The organism is Paratissierella segnis (assembly GCF_014385195.1).
GTDB lineage: Bacteria > Bacillota > Clostridia > Tissierellales > Tissierellaceae > Paratissierella > Paratissierella segnis.
Genome location: NZ_JACRTG010000020.1, coordinates 94,323 through 110,482 on the forward strand (window position 1 = coordinate 94,323; position 16,160 = coordinate 110,482).

The following is a 16,160-nucleotide window of genomic DNA, read 5'->3' on the forward strand; positions in this document are numbered from 1 at the left end:
TCTCAAGCTGCCTTAAGTTATTGACTAGAAAATTCCACAAAAATTTTAACATCTTCATTTATCTGAACGCCAGGTTCAGGTTCCTGTCTTATTGCTTTTCCATTTCCCTTTAACTCATATTGAATACCCAAATCATCCAATATACTTACAACTCCCTCATTGGTTTTTCCTATAAGATCCGGCATCAGTCTTTCTATTTGAGTTCTTTTATTCAAATATAGATCAATAATTGATCCTTTAATAACTTCTACTCCGGGTAATGGAAACTGATCTACTATAATTGAATCAGCTGATATTTCTTGATATTCAGTTATATATTTTAAACCTAAATCAGCCAGTTCTTTTCCGCCTTCACCAATTGGCTTATTCCTAACATCAGGCACTGTTATTTTTTTCTCTATTTCTTCTTCATCTTTTTTATCATAAATTGGTTCTACTTCTAGATAGTTGAGAGTATCCTCCATTACACTTTTGATAACCGGGCCTGCAATAGTCCCGCCATAATATGAACCACTCGGTTCATCAATTACGACCAATACAACAATTTTTGGGTCATCAGTTGGAGCTACTGCTGCAAAGGATGCGATATATTTACCCGGAGCATATCTTCCATCTATAATTTTTTGTGCGGTACCAGTCTTTCCCCCAACCCTATAGCCAGGTATATATGCTCTTTTACCTGAACCTTCTTCAACTACTCCTCTAAGTATATTTAACATAGTTTTGGAAGTTTGCTCGGATATAACTTTCCTCCTAACTTCAGATTCAAATGACTTAATGCTATTGCCCTCACTATCAATGATCTCTTTTACTAATCTCGGCTTAAGTAAATTACCGCCATTTGAAATAGTCGACAACGAATTGATTATTTGAATTGGAGTAACAGCTATTCCATGGCCATAAGACATAGTAGCTAAATTAACCTCTTTAATTGTTTCAGGTCCGGAAGGTACTATGCCTTTTTGTTCACCATTAAGATCAATACCAGAATTTTCTCCAAACCCAAATGCTTTGATATACTCCAACAACTTTTCTTTTCCCAGTTGCCTGCCTATATTTACCAAGGCTACGTTGCATGAATTGTGTATGGCCTCAGAGAATGTTTGAGACCCATGCTTACTTGTACAATTCAACACAACACCTTTTATATCCCTTACAGACCCATTGCAATAATAATGAGAATTTATTATATCAGGATTTTCTTCCAAAGCTGCTGCTGCGACTACCATCTTAAATGTAGATCCCGGTTCATATATATCATTTATTGCAAAATTTCTCCACATCTCAAACCACTTTTTTTGTAATTCTTCTTGACTTAATTTTTCCCATTCTTCCTTGACGTTTTTATCCAAGGGTTCTCTTGGATTATTAGGGTCATAGTCATTTTTATTGGCCAGAGCCAATACATCCCCACTAAATGGCTCCATAACTATTATAGATACATTTTTAGCCTTATTTTCCAAATATGCCTGATAAGCAGCTTTTTCTGCAAAATGCTGTATTGTCTCATCTATGGTCAATACTATTGAATAACCATCTGTAGCATCATATATTTTTTCTCCGTCGTAGGGTAGCTGCCTATTTGCAGCATCTGTGGTCTTGACCCATTTACCGGGAATCCCTGTAAGATATTTATTGTATGTTTTTTCAACCCCATAAAGGCCATTATTATCTATATCGGTAAATCCTAAAATATATGCAGCAAAATTGCCATATGGATAATACCTCTTGTTGTCGTCAACAACGGCAACTCCCCTTATATTAAGCTTTCTTAATTCTGTTGCTTCTTCTTTAGTAACCCACTGTTTAATCTTTTCTGTACTTACATTTTTAGTAATTTTTTCATATACTAACTCCTCATCCATATCCAATACTGAGGCTATTTGTTTTGCAGTGTCTTTTGGCTCTTTTATTTCAGCCGGTGTTGCCCATACCGTATAGGCAGTGACACTAACGGCTAGCTTTTTACCTTTTCTATCATATATTATTCCTCTTTGGGACTTTATATCGATTGCCCTAGTCCATTGTTCGAGTGCTCCTTTTTTTAACTCCTCACTCTTAAAGATTTGTAATTGAACTAATCTAACTGCCAAGAGTAATCCAACAAAAATAATCCCACCTAAAACGAATCGAAGTCTGTTCTTTGTTGATTTACTAGGTGTTTGCAAATTAATACCCCCTAAAACAAACTGGAAAAATTGGTCACAATATTTTTCAATTTTTCTGAAATACTAAATGTTTCAATCTCTTCATTAGTGGTTTCATTTACAGACACATAAACTATTTGGGATTCTTCAGGATATGTCATACCCAAATTGTAGATAGCTTCTTCACTTATCTTAGTTGTGCTTTTAATATTTTCTAATTCTCCAACCAAATCTTGCTTTACTTTCTCTAACTCTACCTTTTCTTTTTCAAGTTTTGTTATTTCCAATCTTTCAGATGTTATCTTTGAATAACCATATAATATATAAAGAGAAGTAATAAATATTATAATTGCTATTGAGATATACATTCTTTTATTTACTGTTTTAATTTTTTTCTTCCCTTTAACTTGTCTTTTTCTCTCTTGTTCTTCTACCTGTTCAGGGTAATAATTATATTCAGCTTTAGCTACTAACAACTTATTCTCCCCCTTCTGTTTTTATACCTATAGTTTCTCCGCAATTCTAAGTTTTGCTGATCTTGATCTAGGATTTGATTCAATTTCATCAAGACTGGGAACAATAGGTTTTCTCGTTATTATTTCAATCTCCCTTTTTTTATCACATATACATTGCGGTAAATCCGGCGGACATATGCAATCTTTGTAAAGTTCTTTGTATTTATCTTTTACTATTCTGTCTTCTAATGAATGAAAAGTTATAATAGCAAGTCTCCCGCCTGAATTAAGCAAATTTACCATGTTTTCTATGGAACATTCTAAAACTTCAAGTTCTCTATTGACTTCTATGCGTATTGCTTGAAATGTTTTTTTAGCAGGATGATGTCCTTCCATCCTCGCTTTCTTGGGAATAGCTTTCTTTATAACACTTACAAGTTCCAAAGTTGAGTTAATAGGCTTTATTTCTCTCTCATTTACTATAAATTCGGCTATTCTCTTAGCCCATCTTTCCTCTCCATATTTAAAAATGATTCCTTCCAGCTCTTCCTTGGGATATTTATTTACAACGTCCCATGCGCTAAATTCACTTGTACTGTCCATTCTCATGTCCAATGGAGCATCCTTATTATAAGAAAATCCCCTCGTATTTTCATCTAATTGATAAGATGAAACACCTAAATCCAACAGTATACCATCTACTTTAGGTATATTTATATCATCTAATACTTGTTGTATATTCTCATAATTGCTATGGATCAAATTTATTTTTTCTTGATAAGGTTCTAAAACCTTAGAGGCTTTTTCCAAAGCGTCTAAATCCTGATCTATACCAATCAATTTGCCGTCTTTCAATCTTTTCACTATCTCCAAAGAATGTCCGGCACCGCCTAATGTACCATCAACATAAATTCCATTCTCTTTGATATTTAATCCTTCAATAACTTCATTTAGTAGTACGGAAACATGGTGAAATTCCATTTTATCCCTCCGTTAAATTCCTAGTTCTGCCATCTTTTCAGCGATTGCCTCATAACTTAAATTTTCGTCGTTATTATAGCTTTCCCATTCTTCCTTACCCCAAATCTCAATTCTTGTAGATACTCCGATAATAATTGCATCCTTATTAATCCGAGCATGTTCTCTTAAATTTACAGGAACTATTGCTCTTCCCTGCTTGTCTAATATACATTCAGTAGCTCCTGAAAAGAAAAATCTTACAAATGCGCGGGCATCTCTGCTGGTAAGTGGTAGTGCTTTTAATTTTTCTTCGAGTATTTTCCACTCGTTTTTTGGATAAACAAAAAGGCAATTATCAAGTCCCTTAGTCATTACAAATTCATAACCCAGGTCTTCCCTGAATTTAGAGGGTATAATTATTCTGCTTTTATCATCTAATGTATGTTGATATTCTCCAATAAACATACAAATTCACCCTTTTCATATTTTTGCTTACCACTTTACTCCACTTTACTCCACATTAACTATATTCTATACCATTTTATTAAATCCTTCTATAGTTTTTAATTATTTTCTGAATATTTTAGGACTTAAGTCCTATTTTTACATATATCGACCTTATCCGAAACCATCTGTCAAAAAAAGAAAAAAACAGAGAAAATTTTCTCTGTTTTTCACAAAATAAATTGTTATAAAATATTTATTTTTAATTTAATTTTTTCTTCTCCTGTAAAATACGATTATACCTATGACAATAGCCGATAAACTGAATAATTGCGCTACTCTTATTGAACCAAACATTAAACTATCAGTTCTTAACCCTTCAATAAATAATCTTGCAACTGAATATAATATCAGATATAGTAAAAAAACTTCCCCATCCACTTTAGATTTATCTTTATAGGTATACCACAGAAGAAATCCAAAAACTAAAAAATTCCAAATTGATTCATATAAAAATGTTGGATGCACCTTTACTCCATCTACTATAATGCCCCATGGCAAATCTGTAGGTCCCCCATGTGCCTCTCCATTTGTAAAGTTACCCCATCTGCCAATTGCCTGTCCTAATATAAGGCTGGGAGCTACAATATCGGCTAATTTCCAAAAACTTAATTTTCTTTTCTTACAGAAAAATATAGCTATAATAACCCCGACTATTATTGCCCCATGAATGGCTAGTCCTCCACCCCTTATATTTAAAGCTTGTATAGGATTGTCTCTGTATGTATCCCAACTAAATATCACATAATATAATCTCGCGCCAATTATAGCTCCGGGGATTACAAACAATAAGAAGTCAAGCAGAGTGTCCTCATCTATCCCTTTTCTCTTTGCCGATTTTAAAGCGAGGATTGTGCCTATTAGAACCCCGGAGGCAATAAACAATCCATACCACATAATGGGTATTCCAAATATTTTAAAAGCAATTGGATCCATTCTAAAACCACCTTTCTAATTACAGTCTTCATTATACCATACAAAATATCAATCTAAATAGGATTTATTATTGACAAAACCACGTTTCCCCTTGTAAAATGATTTTTAAATCTTTTTAATATATCATTATACTGGATTTCTTCCATTACATCCAAATAATCTAATATAATGAAATCATCAAAATATAAATCGACAAAATTGTTTGCTATAAATTCAATAGAGTTGAGCCCCATAAGGAAATTTCCAAGGTTTTTGTTCTTAATTCTATTAAAATCCTCTAATTTTAGAACTTCTTCGCCCCTTTTATCTATTAAGTTTAATACTTTTTCATAAACTATTTTGGGTTTATGTGATTCACCAATTACTAATGAATGTCCATATGTTCTTTTCCCTGTGAAATATGCTCCAAAATTGCTGGTGATTAGTCCTTCATTGTAAAGTTCATTATAAAATAATGAGCTTGGAGAAAACAATAAATCAAGGATTATATTTGTGATTAAATCCTTCTTAACTGCATCTTTCCCCATCAAATTCAAATCAGAGTCTTTAAACCCAATATAAAATAGCGGCGTTGATGTCACCATTTTTTCCTCTATAAATTTCTCATTTATCTCTTTTGGCTCGTCTGTATATATTCTCTTTATATTCTCCTCTTTCTTTTCAAATTTCTTTTCAGAGCTTTTGACCACCTCAATTATCTTTTCAAAAGAAAGATCTCCAATTATAAACAGCACCATATTTGAAGGATTGTAAAAGGTATTGTAAGCTTTGTATAATAACTCCTTTGTAATGGTATTTATGCTCTCAACGGTACCGGCTATATCTATCCTGATAGGGTGATTAACATACATACTTCTTAAACAATTAAAAAATACTCGCCATCCCGGATCGTCATCATACATTTTGATTTCTTGAGATATAATCCCCTTTTCTTTTTCCACATTCTCATCTGTAAGATAAGGGCTTTGAACAAATTTTACTAATAATTCCAAGCTCTCATAGAAATTATCTGTTGTTGAAAAAAGATAAGATGTTTGGTTAAAATTTGTAAATGCGTTAACCGAAGCCCCCAGTCTGGAGAACTTCTCAAATAAAGCTTCATCTTCTTCCTCAAACAATTTATGCTCAAGAAAATGAGCTATCCCCTCAGGTACCACCAAATTTTCTTCTTCTCCGATTGGTATAAAATTATTGTCTATAGAGCCATAATTTGTTGAAAATACTGCATATTTTTTACTAAAACCTGGCTTTGGCATAAAAAATATTTTCAAACCGCTATCTAATTTTTCATATAAGACTTTTTCATCAATTCTTGAATTAACTATAGTATTCAACTCAACACCTCCGTAGTATTACTATTTATTACTATTTAGACATAAAATAGATTGTGTCCAATGCAATATGTCTTGATGCCTCTATAATGTCTTCTCTATTTACGTTATCAATATCATTTAAAACCTCTTCTAAACTTCTGAAGTCATTCGACAATTGCTGGCTAAAAAAGAATTCGGAAATCAAGTAAGTACTGTCTTTAATGGATTCAGTAGATGCCTTTATTGCCTTTTTGGAAATTTCAATATCATCATCGCTAAAATCGCCGTTTCTCATTTTTTCAATTTGTTCATTTATGATCTTAGTAGTTTTGTCGTAATTTTCAAATTCAATTCCGCCATCTATGAGTAATATGGATTTATACTTTATTACCATAGAGCCTATATAGTATGCTAAGCTATTTTCCTCCCGTACATGCCTAAAGAGTTTTGAATTAGGTCCGCCTCCTAAAATATCACTTGCAATTAATAGTCCATTATACAAATTTTCTTCAAAAGGTATTCCCGTTCTATATCCTAATACCAATTTGCCCTGATTAACATCCAATCGTTCCCTGACTACATTAACTTCTTCAATGTCATAATCAATTTTTTCTCTTGATAAATAAATAATATTTTGCCTATTCATTTTGTTGCTTTCTTTTATATGACTGATCAACTTTTCATCATATTTACCTACATAGATTATCTCTATAGGACTATTATTTATAACATTTTTGTAATGTTCATATAAATTCTTTTCATCAATTGATGGTAAATCTTCCACATAGCCAAAAGAGTATAAACTAAATGCCTCGGATTTGCACATCTCCTCAATACATCTATCTACTGCATAAGACCTTTTAGAATTTATTTTTCCTTCTATCCTATCCTTTAAATTTTCTTTCTCCTGACGTACATATTCCTTACTAAACGAATCGTTTTCTAAGTATGGATTAAATACTATGTCATTTAACAGATCAATGGTCTTTAAATTGTAACTGTCATCGTTAAAATAACTACCGTCGGCCCATTCAAGAGTAAATCTAATTACATGCTTTTCTCCTCTTTTATTTACAGTTAAACTCAAATTGGATCCATAGAGTTCATCCAATTTTTGTTCAACTTCCAATGTAGTATTCAATTTCTGATTGCCTCTTTTCAATACTAAAGGCAGCAATGCATTTTTAGTGACATCTTCTCTGTTTAAAGGTCTTACTATATAATAGCTCAACAAATTAGACTTAAATTTATCAGTATATATTAAATTTAAGTTGATGCCATTTCCAAGCTTTATTTTATCTACTTTTAAATCCATTTAAAAACCTCCTTCAATACCTTTACTATACCCAAATTAAGTTCAATTAATAAATCGGATAAAGAAAAATCATCCTAGATAAAAGAGAATTTATCTCAACTTTATAATAGGATGATAGTAATTTACTCCGCTTAAACATTATTTTATCTTTTCAGAAATTCTACCTATTTCATCTACTAATTCATCATAGGACTTGCCTAATATCAGCTGGGTCATAATATCGTCAATCTGTCTAAATAATTTATTATCCTGAGTAATCTTAACTGAAGTTATTTCGCTGTCGAATCCCTTAATTGCATCAGTTATTGTTACTTTTATGTCATCATCTAATTTATTATCATAGGATAATTTAACGCCAACCAATGCCACATTATTTAATATAACTGTCGTTGCATCGTCTACACCATACAGTTCTACAACTAAATCAGAAATAGACTCAGACTTTTCAATGATTCCTCTATCTTGAGCCTCTGTAGAAACTAAAGGCTCTTCTTTTAAACTGCCTTGATCATTCGTACATCCAATGTTTAAAATTAGTGTCAAAACAATTAGTATCAGTATTTTCTTTTTCATATAATCCCTCCCAATTATAGTTTTACAAATAATTAGTATTTTATAACAGGGATTGAAAAATTTATGAAAAAATTTTTAGATTGACTTTACAATATTGATCCCGGAACTGGTTCCCAATCTTGTAGCACCTGCATCTATCATGTTTTTTGCTGTTTGCAAGTCCCTTATACCGCCTGAAGCCTTGACTTCAAGACTATCACCAACTACAGATTTCATAAGTTTAACATCTTCAATTGTTGCTCCGCCAGTACTAAAGCCTGTTGATGTCTTAACAAAATTTGCTCCCGCTTCCATTGACAATTCACATGCTTTTATTTTTTCTTCTTCCGTCAATAGACATGTTTCAATAATAACCTTCACTATAGCTTTGCTTTTAGCGGCATCGACTACAGCTTCAATCTCATCTTTTACCTTTTTATAGTCTCTATCCTTTAAGGCACCTATATTTATTACCATATCTATTTCTTCTGCACCCTTATTTATAGCATCTGAGGTTTCAAAAGCCTTAGCCTCTTTGGTGCTTGCTCCAAGAGGAAATCCTATAACCGTAGCAACTTTGACGTCTGAGTCCTTTAAGAGGTGAGTGCAATACTCCACATAAGTCGGGTTTATACATACTGCCTTAAATTGATATTCCATAGCTTCTCTACAAAGTTTTTCTATCATTTCTTTCGTAGCATCAGCTTTAAGCAATGTATGATCAATCATTGACGATATATTGTTCATAATACCCTCCTATTTAATTATTTCTACCATATCTCCGTTTCTTACGCCTGCAGCATTACCTTCTTCTATATCAACATGCATTTCAAGTGCAAAGTTTTCAGCTACTCTAACTAAAACATTGTCAAACACAAGCCCTCTTGGACCTGAAACTTTAACGCTTACAATGTCTTTATCTTTAACTCCATAGTCCTCTCCGTCTTTTGTATACATATGAATATGTCTAGCAGCTACTATAACTCCTTTATCTATTTCAATTTCTCCCTTTGGTCCTACTACCTTTGCACCGGGAGTATCTAAAATATCTCCAGAATTTCGAACTACAGGCTTAACTCCTAAAGCAAATGAATCGGATATTGAGAGTTCAATCTGTGTATCTGATCTAACAGGTCCCAATATTCTAACACCCTTTAAGGTGCCTTTTGGTCCTACTATATCAACTTTTTCTTCACAAGCATATTGACCCGGTTGTGATAAATCTTTAAATCTTGTTAATTCATATCCTTCTCCAAATAATATATTTAAGTCATTTTGACTTAAATGGATATGTTTATTGGATAATGCAATTGGTAATTTTGTCTTCATAAAATCCTCCTCGTTATTTTCTATACTATATATATTATACAATTTATTCACTTTAAATCAAATGATTTAAAGTGAATGAATAAAGAGAAATCCACGCCTCGAGCTCATGAGTAATAAAATTAAATAGGAAAATTCTATCTATGTATATAGAAATTTCCCACTTTATCAATATTCTCACCAATTTCTTTAATCTCATTAATTACATCTATTCTCTCCTCTATCGGAGTTTCATCTGTGTTGGAAATAAAATAATTGCCAATATAATCAACATTGATAGCCTTAAAGAACAAATCCATAACGCCGACAGTTCCATCAAAATGATTGTGAGTATAAGGTGCCCCTCCAACGGACAAAAATATCCCCTTTCTTCTTTCATTCCTCTTATAATTTTTACCTAAGGAATATTTAATAGACCAATATTTTTGACATCTATCCACTATATTCTTTGACATTCCATTAATTGAATTAAAATATAATGGAGCCGAAAATATCACTATTTCACTATTGTCAAATCCATCATATACTATAGACATATCATCTTTAAAAACACAATTTCCATATTTTCCGCAATGATCACATCCAGTACATGAATGTATGTCCAAATCCTTAATATATATTTTCTCAATATCATAATCCAAGGTTCTAATTCCTTCTAATAAAAAATTTAATAATTTATCGGTATTTTTATTTTTCCTTGGGCTACCCATCAAAGCAAAAACTTTCTTCATCCAATCACCTAAGCCCTTACAAATCCTTTAAGATATTTCAATAAGGTCGTAATTACAATTGTTTGAACTGGAATATTAAAAACGGCACCTATAATCCTACCAGGAAGCAGAATAAAAAAGCCCTTGCCGTACATAGTAGACAGCCATAATGTATTTAGCCCTAACGATATTATAATATAACAAGTAAAAACTACCGCTAAAACATTCTTAAAAGAGTATATCTTTTCATATGCTTTCTTATTTTTAAAAAGATATAAAAATATGCCGGGAATCATTCCCCACAACATTGAACTGAGAGTGAACCCCGGATGAAATGCACCTTGAGAATTGATTAATACACCAATTATATCTGCTGCAACACCTGTAATACCACCAACGACAGGCCCAAATAAAAATCCTGACATCATTATAGGGGCTTCGCCGAAGCTAATCCTTAATGCGGGTATACCCCCTACCAGCGGTACATAAAAATAAGCAAACCTTGTGAGTACAATAGAAATAGCAGTTAGGAATCCTGCTTTTACCATAGTCTTTGTGTCCATAAAAACTTTTTTATTCATTTTTATTCTCCTTTCTTATTTTGACAGAATACTGTCACACTAAAGAAAAGAGTTCTTTAATGCTCAGCGGACGCGGTAAAGAATCGCAGAATGCGTTTCTTTCGTTTAAGGGCAACTTCCCATCCCTTAACACTTGACGCTCTTTACCTACTCTGTCAGTTTGGACAAAATCATTATATAATAGTTATTTACTTATGTAAAGATTGTTTTTCTTTACTCTTTGGTATTCAGTAAACTTTATACCACCTAATATTGTCGCAATAATAAATACCACCACTCCCATAATTTTATAATACAATCCATACCTAACGAAAAAGGATATAAAATAAAAAACTGCAAATGTACCATAGAGTCTGACAATTTTCCCAAAGGTGATAGTTTTCAATTGACTTGTAACAGTACTTTTTCTGTCATCATATCTATGTATAATGTAATTTCTGATCTCTTCGTCAGATGGAAATTTATCAATTTTTTTTAGTATTTCTTTTATACCCAAAAAATCAATTAATATTAATGAAGTATTATCTTTTATGTCCTCTTGAAAATAAGAATTAGTAACAATAATACCTTCATCATAATTTAAATTATTTATTAAATTGCTAAACTCCCCCACCTTTTTGGATAAAATTCTGTCTTCTAAAGAAGATTTGATACATTTAACTCCATAATTTTTGTTGTTTATATATCCTGAAAAGTCAACACCATCCTCACCTAATCTAAATTCAGTGGAATAAAATTCATCTAGCAAATCCTTAACATACAGTATAAATTCTTCTCTATTTAACTGAGTCAGCTCTCTAATAACCCTTCTGCTTTTTAAGTCTTCATTGATAGCTAGTTCTTTTTTTTTCATCTTCTTTTTATTTAGGACATTTACACTATTGGCAATAAAAAATATAGATATCAAGCTAATATAAATTGGCAACAATATTCTATTTGATCTTATTATTAAAACTAAAGTAAGTATAAAAAATAGCAATAAAATAAATAGAACATGATCCAAGTGCTGAGCTCTATATGTCTTCCCTTTATTAATTTCTTTTGAATAATAATTTCTAATTATAGTTTCTTGTTTATTTTGAGAATATTTTCCCTTTAACTTCTTAATTATTCCTTCCATTTCTCTCTACCTTTCTTAATATAATAAATGCCTACTATCTGTAGTATTGACAAATATATTAAGAAAGATAAGCCTATTTTCATAGCCATTCCAATGAAAAACTGTTCAGGCAACATTTGAATCAATAAATCCGTTTCAGGATTCAATAACCATAGGTCATTGGAAAAAAAGATTTGATGAAAAATCGTAAAATATTTATTAAAGTCAGATGATATAATCAATAGAATAAGCGCTAACAAAACAACATGATTTGCAAATAATCCCAATGACAAAGTCTTACCTAATAATGCATTCTCTTTTCTATAGCCAAAATAACCCATAATTATAATGGAAATGATGCCAAATATATATTTTGCTATTCTTTCATATCTAAATAACGTTTGAACATCTCTCATATGTAGAACTTCTCTTTCGTTGAAGTAGGGGCTCAGTATTCCGTCATTACCCTTTCCTTTTAGATATACTATGATATTGTCTGTAATTTTCCCTAATTCATTTATATCTTTTCCTGTTTCATTTTCTATATTGTATTTGTAATAAGATTTTATATAATAGCTTTTATTGTAAGCATTATTTTCTATGCTTATCATCAGAAAGGTTAAGGATAAAGAAATTATTAAAATTATTGATAAAGATTTTTTCAAAATAACACCTCCACTTGTAATAATCTTATAATAACACAATATAATATCTATTTCTTATTAATTTTCTAGGCTAAATAATTCATATAATTATTTTTTACTATAAACAATTTCATTTATCAATAATGGAAATAATTATTTTTATAGTCATATGTATTTCAATCTATTTCAAAGATATCTGTGAGTGAATGACTTACTAAAAAATGATAAGCATCTATTATCTTGTCTATTGAATTATCGTTATTGGAATTTTGAAGCATCCATATTTTCAGTACATAGACAAGACCTACGGTATAATAGACGGCAATGTCTTTATTTGAAAGTGATTTAACGCTATTATTTATCTTTTTACTTCGTTTATCAAAAATATGAAATAGAAATTCTGTTAGCATATTCACCAAAATTTCTTCAAAAGAATTTTGACCTGTTGTTTTAAAAGCACGATTATAAAATTCCTGATTTTTACCAAAGTAAGTAAAAATCATACGTATTGCTTCTCTTTCCATACCAATGTCGACAAGAGCATATAAGGGATCAAATAATTCTTCCTTTAAAATGTTTTCAAAAACTGCATTTTTATCTTGATAATAATTATAAAAAGTAGGCCTAATCACACCTGCATCGTCCGTAATCATTTTTATGGTTATTTTTTCAAAAGGGTGTTTTAGCATTTGTTCCTTAAAGCTCTGTGCCAATTTATTCTTTATATCAATCTTTTTTTGGCTCATTTCCTCTATAATCCTTTCACTATATTGGTTACCAATAACTTCATACCCATAAAGATTGATATAAAATCAACAAAAGCTCTCTGCAAAAATATTGCAGAGAGCTTTTGTAAACATTTGCTATCTATGTTATACCAGACCCACTATTAGGGCAATAACACCTATAGCTACTGCTATTCCATTGAGAGTCCTTTGAGGTGAAAATAAGCCAATGATTCCCAATACAATACCAATAATACTCATTGCAGTTGGTTGCCAGAAGAAAGCAATAACTGCAGCTATAATGGCTAGCCATCCTAACCATTTACCGGTTTTGTCATTAAATTTTGTTTCTTTTTTCTCAACTTTATTATTTTCTGTCATTCTTAATCCCCCCTTTCACAATTTATTTTAAAAAATCATCTTCAACACATCTATAACAAGTAATATACCAACCGTTAGAAGTATCACTGTACTTGTTATATAAGCTTTCCTTTTCTGCTCATAGCCAAAATGGTAGCCAATATATATTCCTGCAATAACAGAAGCTATACTTATAACGAATATTGGAATAATGATAGTATTCAGCTTCATGTCCATAAGCGAAATTCCTATTCCTATCAAGAATTCATCAATGCTGGTAATTGTGGCAAGTAAAGCTATTCTCTTAGTATTAATGGATTCTAAGCGTCTTTCAAATATATTGTCCTCTTCCAAACTCTTTTTAAACATCCTAATGCCAAGTCCTAAGAATATTGCAGATGCAACAATTGATAAGAATATTCGTGTTGTACTTATCTTGGTTTCAAAAATGCCAATATCGATAATCTTATTCATCAAAATATTCCCTAATAAAAGCGACAATGCCATCCAGCTTCCAAAGAATATGGAAACTTTAAAGACTTTTTTCTTATCTATCTCATACAACATAGCACCTTCAATATTCATAACTGCAAATAAATCAAGGGATGCTGCTATAGCCAAAGCAATAATCTCTAATGATTCAATAATGACCACCTGCTATCGGTTTATACTTTACAAGGAAGTAAGTTCTTGATATATCAATAATTTCTTCTTGTAATCATAAATTACCCGAACATTGCATATGAATAAACATTCAAATAATCCATACTGTTAAAGCATTACAACATTAAGTAAATCTTGTGGAATAGAACAACATATTATATAATTTGTATTTTAAAATCAATAATCTTCTGTTTAATTCAACAAATAAAATTAAATTTGACTATTCTAAACAGATTTTATTCTAAATCGAGTAGGGAAAAATAAATTTTCCCTCTCACACCACCGTACGTACGGTTCCGTATACGGCGGTTCAATTAAATCTAACATTACGCCTGTGTTCGTAGTAATCTAATGGACTGACTAACCCTCTTTGGATTAATATTTTCTTAGATATTGCTCTTGATACACAGGTTTTTGTTGCTACAAAATAGTACCTATCTCCACAATATGAGGTTAATTTTGCTAGGTCTTTGCTAATTCCTAACTTTTGTAATCCCCATTGTCTTTTTGAAGGTACTTTCCACATTTTCCAGATTATCATTCTCAGTCTTGTTCTAAGCCTTGAGTCTATCTCTGCTAAAGCAGTTTTCATTGAACCTATTAGAAAATAGTTCACCCAGCCTCTTATCACTTGATTTAATTTCTTTAATCGCTCTATAAAACTGATTGACCATTTCCTTTGTGTTAGGACTTTGAGCTTATCTTTAAATCTTCTGATTGAGTCTTGGTGGGGTCTTGCCTTCCATTGGTTGACTCTTCCGTCTTTCCAAAACCCAAAACCTAAATATTTGAGATTAGGTGGTCTAGTAATTTTGCTCTTTGATGCATTAACCTTTAGTCCTAGTTTTCTTTCAATCCAACTGGTTACGGATTCCATGACTCTTTTTGCTGCTGATTTACTTTTTACTGTTATGATGCAGTCATCACAGTAGCGTACAAAATTTAGTCCACGACTTTCCAGCTCTTTATCAAGTTCATTTAGCATGATATTGCTTAACAAAGGAGATAAATTTCCCCCTTGTGGTGTACCTGTTTCTGATGGTAGATATTTACCTCTATCCATTATTCCTGCTTGAAGGAACTTTCGGATTAATGACTCTGTATCAGGGTCATCTATGATATCATGTACTAGGCTCATCAACTTGTCTTGTGGGACAGTGTCAAAGAACTTTTCTAAATCAATATCTACAATCCATAGATAACCATCATTAAAATATTCTAGTAATTTTAATACAGCCATTTCGCAATTTCTGCATGGTCTAAATCCATAGCTGAAGTCTGAGAACCCCTTATCTGCAATGGGACTTATTACTTGAACTATTGCTTGTTGTATTATCCTATCCATGACTGTTGGTATTCCTAGCTTTCTTGTATCACCATTAGGTTTTGGGATTTCTACTCTTAATACTGGTTGTGGTTTGTAACGTCTTTCTTTTATTTCGACTTTTATCTCTTGCCAATTTTCTCTAATGTACTCATCAATTTCGTCGATGGTTATCCCATCGACTCCACTTGTACCCTTATTTGAACATACTCTCTTGAGGGCTTGATACATATTTTGTCGGTCAAGTATTTTGTCTAGTAATTTCATAATGTGCATTCTACTCCTTTTCGCTCGCTTGGAAACATCTTAATTTAGTGACCTTGGGTTCCTTGTACGTTTTCACCTGTATCAATCAAACTATCCAAGCTACATCCATTTTGTATTGTGCTCTTTAATTGTTCAGTCCTTCACTAAAAAAAAACTTTAGCTGTCGGATAGGGGAGTGACTTCTCAATCCTTCCCCCTCCTAAGAACGGAACGTGCGACTTTCACCGCATTCCGCTCACGTATTTATAACGCATAATATCCGATTAGCGCAGCTTTATT

General features: G+C 31.8%; 18 protein-coding genes and 1 riboswitch. All 18 genes read right to left on the reverse strand.

Features of this window, described 5'->3' with window-relative positions:
• Positions 1 to 17: 17 nt before the first annotated feature.
• A complete protein-coding gene (locus H8707_RS09715; protein WP_262429957.1) occupies positions 18 to 2,168 on the reverse strand; it encodes a penicillin-binding transpeptidase domain-containing protein in 2,151 nt (716 codons plus the stop codon).
• A gap of 11 nt (positions 2,169 to 2,179) precedes the next feature.
• Positions 2,180 to 2,623, reverse strand: coding sequence for a septum formation initiator family protein (locus H8707_RS09720; protein WP_262429958.1), 444 nt, complete (start codon positions 2,621 to 2,623; stop codon positions 2,180 to 2,182).
• 27 nt (positions 2,624 to 2,650) lie between these two features.
• Positions 2,651 to 3,583 (reverse strand): 16S rRNA (cytosine(1402)-N(4))-methyltransferase RsmH, encoded by a 933-nt coding sequence (gene rsmH, locus H8707_RS09725; RefSeq protein ID WP_262429959.1) that lies wholly within the window; start codon positions 3,581 to 3,583, stop codon positions 2,651 to 2,653.
• A 12-nt stretch (positions 3,584 to 3,595) separates the two neighbouring features.
• The gene (gene mraZ, locus H8707_RS09730; RefSeq protein WP_262429960.1) at positions 3,596 to 4,027 is read right to left on the reverse strand and encodes a division/cell wall cluster transcriptional repressor MraZ; all 432 of its coding nucleotides are present in this window, start codon (positions 4,025 to 4,027) and stop codon (positions 3,596 to 3,598) included.
• 246 nt (positions 4,028 to 4,273) lie between these two features.
• The gene (gene lgt / locus H8707_RS09735) at positions 4,274 to 5,002 is read right to left on the reverse strand and encodes a prolipoprotein diacylglyceryl transferase (RefSeq protein ID WP_262429961.1); all 729 of its coding nucleotides are present in this window, start codon (positions 5,000 to 5,002) and stop codon (positions 4,274 to 4,276) included.
• Positions 5,003 to 5,055: 53 nt separating this feature from the next.
• Entirely contained in the window at positions 5,056 to 6,336 is a 1,281-nt protein-coding gene (yfmH, locus tag H8707_RS09740) for an EF-P 5-aminopentanol modification-associated protein YfmH (protein WP_262429962.1), read from the reverse strand.
• Between the two features lie 31 nt (positions 6,337 to 6,367).
• A complete protein-coding gene (gene yfmF, locus H8707_RS09745) occupies positions 6,368 to 7,630 on the reverse strand; it encodes an EF-P 5-aminopentanol modification-associated protein YfmF (protein ID WP_262429963.1) in 1,263 nt (420 codons plus the stop codon).
• 138 nt (positions 7,631 to 7,768) lie between these two features.
• On the reverse strand, positions 7,769 to 8,203 hold the full coding sequence (locus tag H8707_RS09750) for a YhcN/YlaJ family sporulation lipoprotein (RefSeq protein ID WP_262429964.1): 435 nt from the start codon (positions 8,201 to 8,203) through the stop codon (positions 7,769 to 7,771).
• 75 nt (positions 8,204 to 8,278) lie between these two features.
• Entirely contained in the window at positions 8,279 to 8,929 is a 651-nt protein-coding gene (gene deoC, locus H8707_RS09755; RefSeq protein WP_262429965.1) for a deoxyribose-phosphate aldolase, read from the reverse strand.
• A 9-nt stretch (positions 8,930 to 8,938) separates the two neighbouring features.
• Complete coding sequence (pduL, locus tag H8707_RS09760) at positions 8,939 to 9,511, reverse strand: phosphate propanoyltransferase (protein WP_262429966.1); 573 nt, start codon at positions 9,509 to 9,511, stop codon at positions 8,939 to 8,941.
• A 134-nt stretch (positions 9,512 to 9,645) separates the two neighbouring features.
• Complete coding sequence (locus H8707_RS09765) at positions 9,646 to 10,239, reverse strand: flavodoxin family protein (RefSeq protein ID WP_262429967.1); 594 nt, start codon at positions 10,237 to 10,239, stop codon at positions 9,646 to 9,648.
• 8 nt (positions 10,240 to 10,247) lie between these two features.
• Entirely contained in the window at positions 10,248 to 10,799 is a 552-nt protein-coding gene (locus tag H8707_RS09770) for a folate family ECF transporter S component (RefSeq protein ID WP_262429968.1), read from the reverse strand.
• Positions 10,800 to 10,861: 62 nt separating this feature from the next.
• Positions 10,862 to 10,956: riboswitch (THF riboswitch) on the reverse strand.
• 27 nt (positions 10,957 to 10,983) lie between these two features.
• Entirely contained in the window at positions 10,984 to 11,919 is a 936-nt protein-coding gene (locus tag H8707_RS09775) for a hypothetical protein (protein WP_262429969.1), read from the reverse strand.
• Complete coding sequence (locus tag H8707_RS09780) at positions 11,907 to 12,563, reverse strand: TIGR01906 family membrane protein (RefSeq protein ID WP_262429970.1); 657 nt, start codon at positions 12,561 to 12,563, stop codon at positions 11,907 to 11,909. Before H8707_RS09780 ends, H8707_RS09775 begins: the two co-directional genes overlap by 13 nt.
• 155 nt (positions 12,564 to 12,718) lie before the next feature.
• A complete protein-coding gene (locus H8707_RS09785; protein WP_262429971.1) occupies positions 12,719 to 13,288 on the reverse strand; it encodes a TetR/AcrR family transcriptional regulator in 570 nt (189 codons plus the stop codon).
• 126 nt (positions 13,289 to 13,414) lie between these two features.
• A complete protein-coding gene (locus H8707_RS09790; protein WP_262429972.1) occupies positions 13,415 to 13,648 on the reverse strand; it encodes a hypothetical protein in 234 nt (77 codons plus the stop codon).
• A 27-nt stretch (positions 13,649 to 13,675) separates the two neighbouring features.
• Positions 13,676 to 14,248, reverse strand: a complete 573-nt coding sequence (locus H8707_RS09795) for a manganese efflux pump MntP (RefSeq protein ID WP_262429973.1) — start codon at positions 14,246 to 14,248, stop codon at positions 13,676 to 13,678.
• Between the two features lie 352 nt (positions 14,249 to 14,600).
• Positions 14,601 to 15,881: a group II intron reverse transcriptase/maturase gene (gene ltrA, locus H8707_RS09800; protein WP_262429974.1), complete on the reverse strand. Its 1,281-nt coding sequence runs from the start codon at positions 15,879 to 15,881 to the stop codon at positions 14,601 to 14,603.
• Positions 15,882 to 16,160 lie beyond the last annotated feature (279 nt).

Excerpts from the sequence above, each read along its gene's own strand:
- mraZ (WP_262429960.1), bottom strand. The coding sequence starts at position 4,027 with ATGTTTATTGGAGAATATCAACATACATTAGATGATAAAAGCAGAATA.
- pduL (WP_262429966.1), bottom strand. The coding sequence starts at position 9,511 with ATGAAGACAAAATTACCAATTGCATTATCCAATAAACATATCCATTTA.
- deoC (WP_262429965.1), bottom strand. The coding sequence starts at position 8,929 with ATGAACAATATATCGTCAATGATTGATCATACATTGCTTAAAGCTGAT.
- H8707_RS09785 (WP_262429971.1), bottom strand. The coding sequence starts at position 13,288 with ATGAGCCAAAAAAAGATTGATATAAAGAATAAATTGGCACAGAGCTTT.
- rsmH (WP_262429959.1), bottom strand. The coding sequence starts at position 3,583 with ATGGAATTTCACCATGTTTCCGTACTACTAAATGAAGTTATTGAAGGA.
- yfmF (WP_262429963.1), bottom strand. The coding sequence starts at position 7,630 with ATGGATTTAAAAGTAGATAAAATAAAGCTTGGAAATGGCATCAACTTA.
- H8707_RS09765 (WP_262429967.1), bottom strand. The coding sequence starts at position 10,239 with ATGAAGAAAGTTTTTGCTTTGATGGGTAGCCCAAGGAAAAATAAAAAT.
- lgt (WP_262429961.1), bottom strand. The coding sequence starts at position 5,002 with ATGGATCCAATTGCTTTTAAAATATTTGGAATACCCATTATGTGGTAT.
- H8707_RS09750 (WP_262429964.1), bottom strand. The coding sequence starts at position 8,203 with ATGAAAAAGAAAATACTGATACTAATTGTTTTGACACTAATTTTAAAC.
- H8707_RS09775 (WP_262429969.1), bottom strand. The coding sequence starts at position 11,919 with ATGGAAGGAATAATTAAGAAGTTAAAGGGAAAATATTCTCAAAATAAA.
- ltrA (WP_262429974.1), bottom strand. The coding sequence starts at position 15,881 with ATGAAATTACTAGACAAAATACTTGACCGACAAAATATGTATCAAGCC.
- H8707_RS09770 (WP_262429968.1), bottom strand. The coding sequence starts at position 10,799 with ATGAATAAAAAAGTTTTTATGGACACAAAGACTATGGTAAAAGCAGGA.
- H8707_RS09790 (WP_262429972.1), bottom strand. The coding sequence starts at position 13,648 with ATGACAGAAAATAATAAAGTTGAGAAAAAAGAAACAAAATTTAATGAC.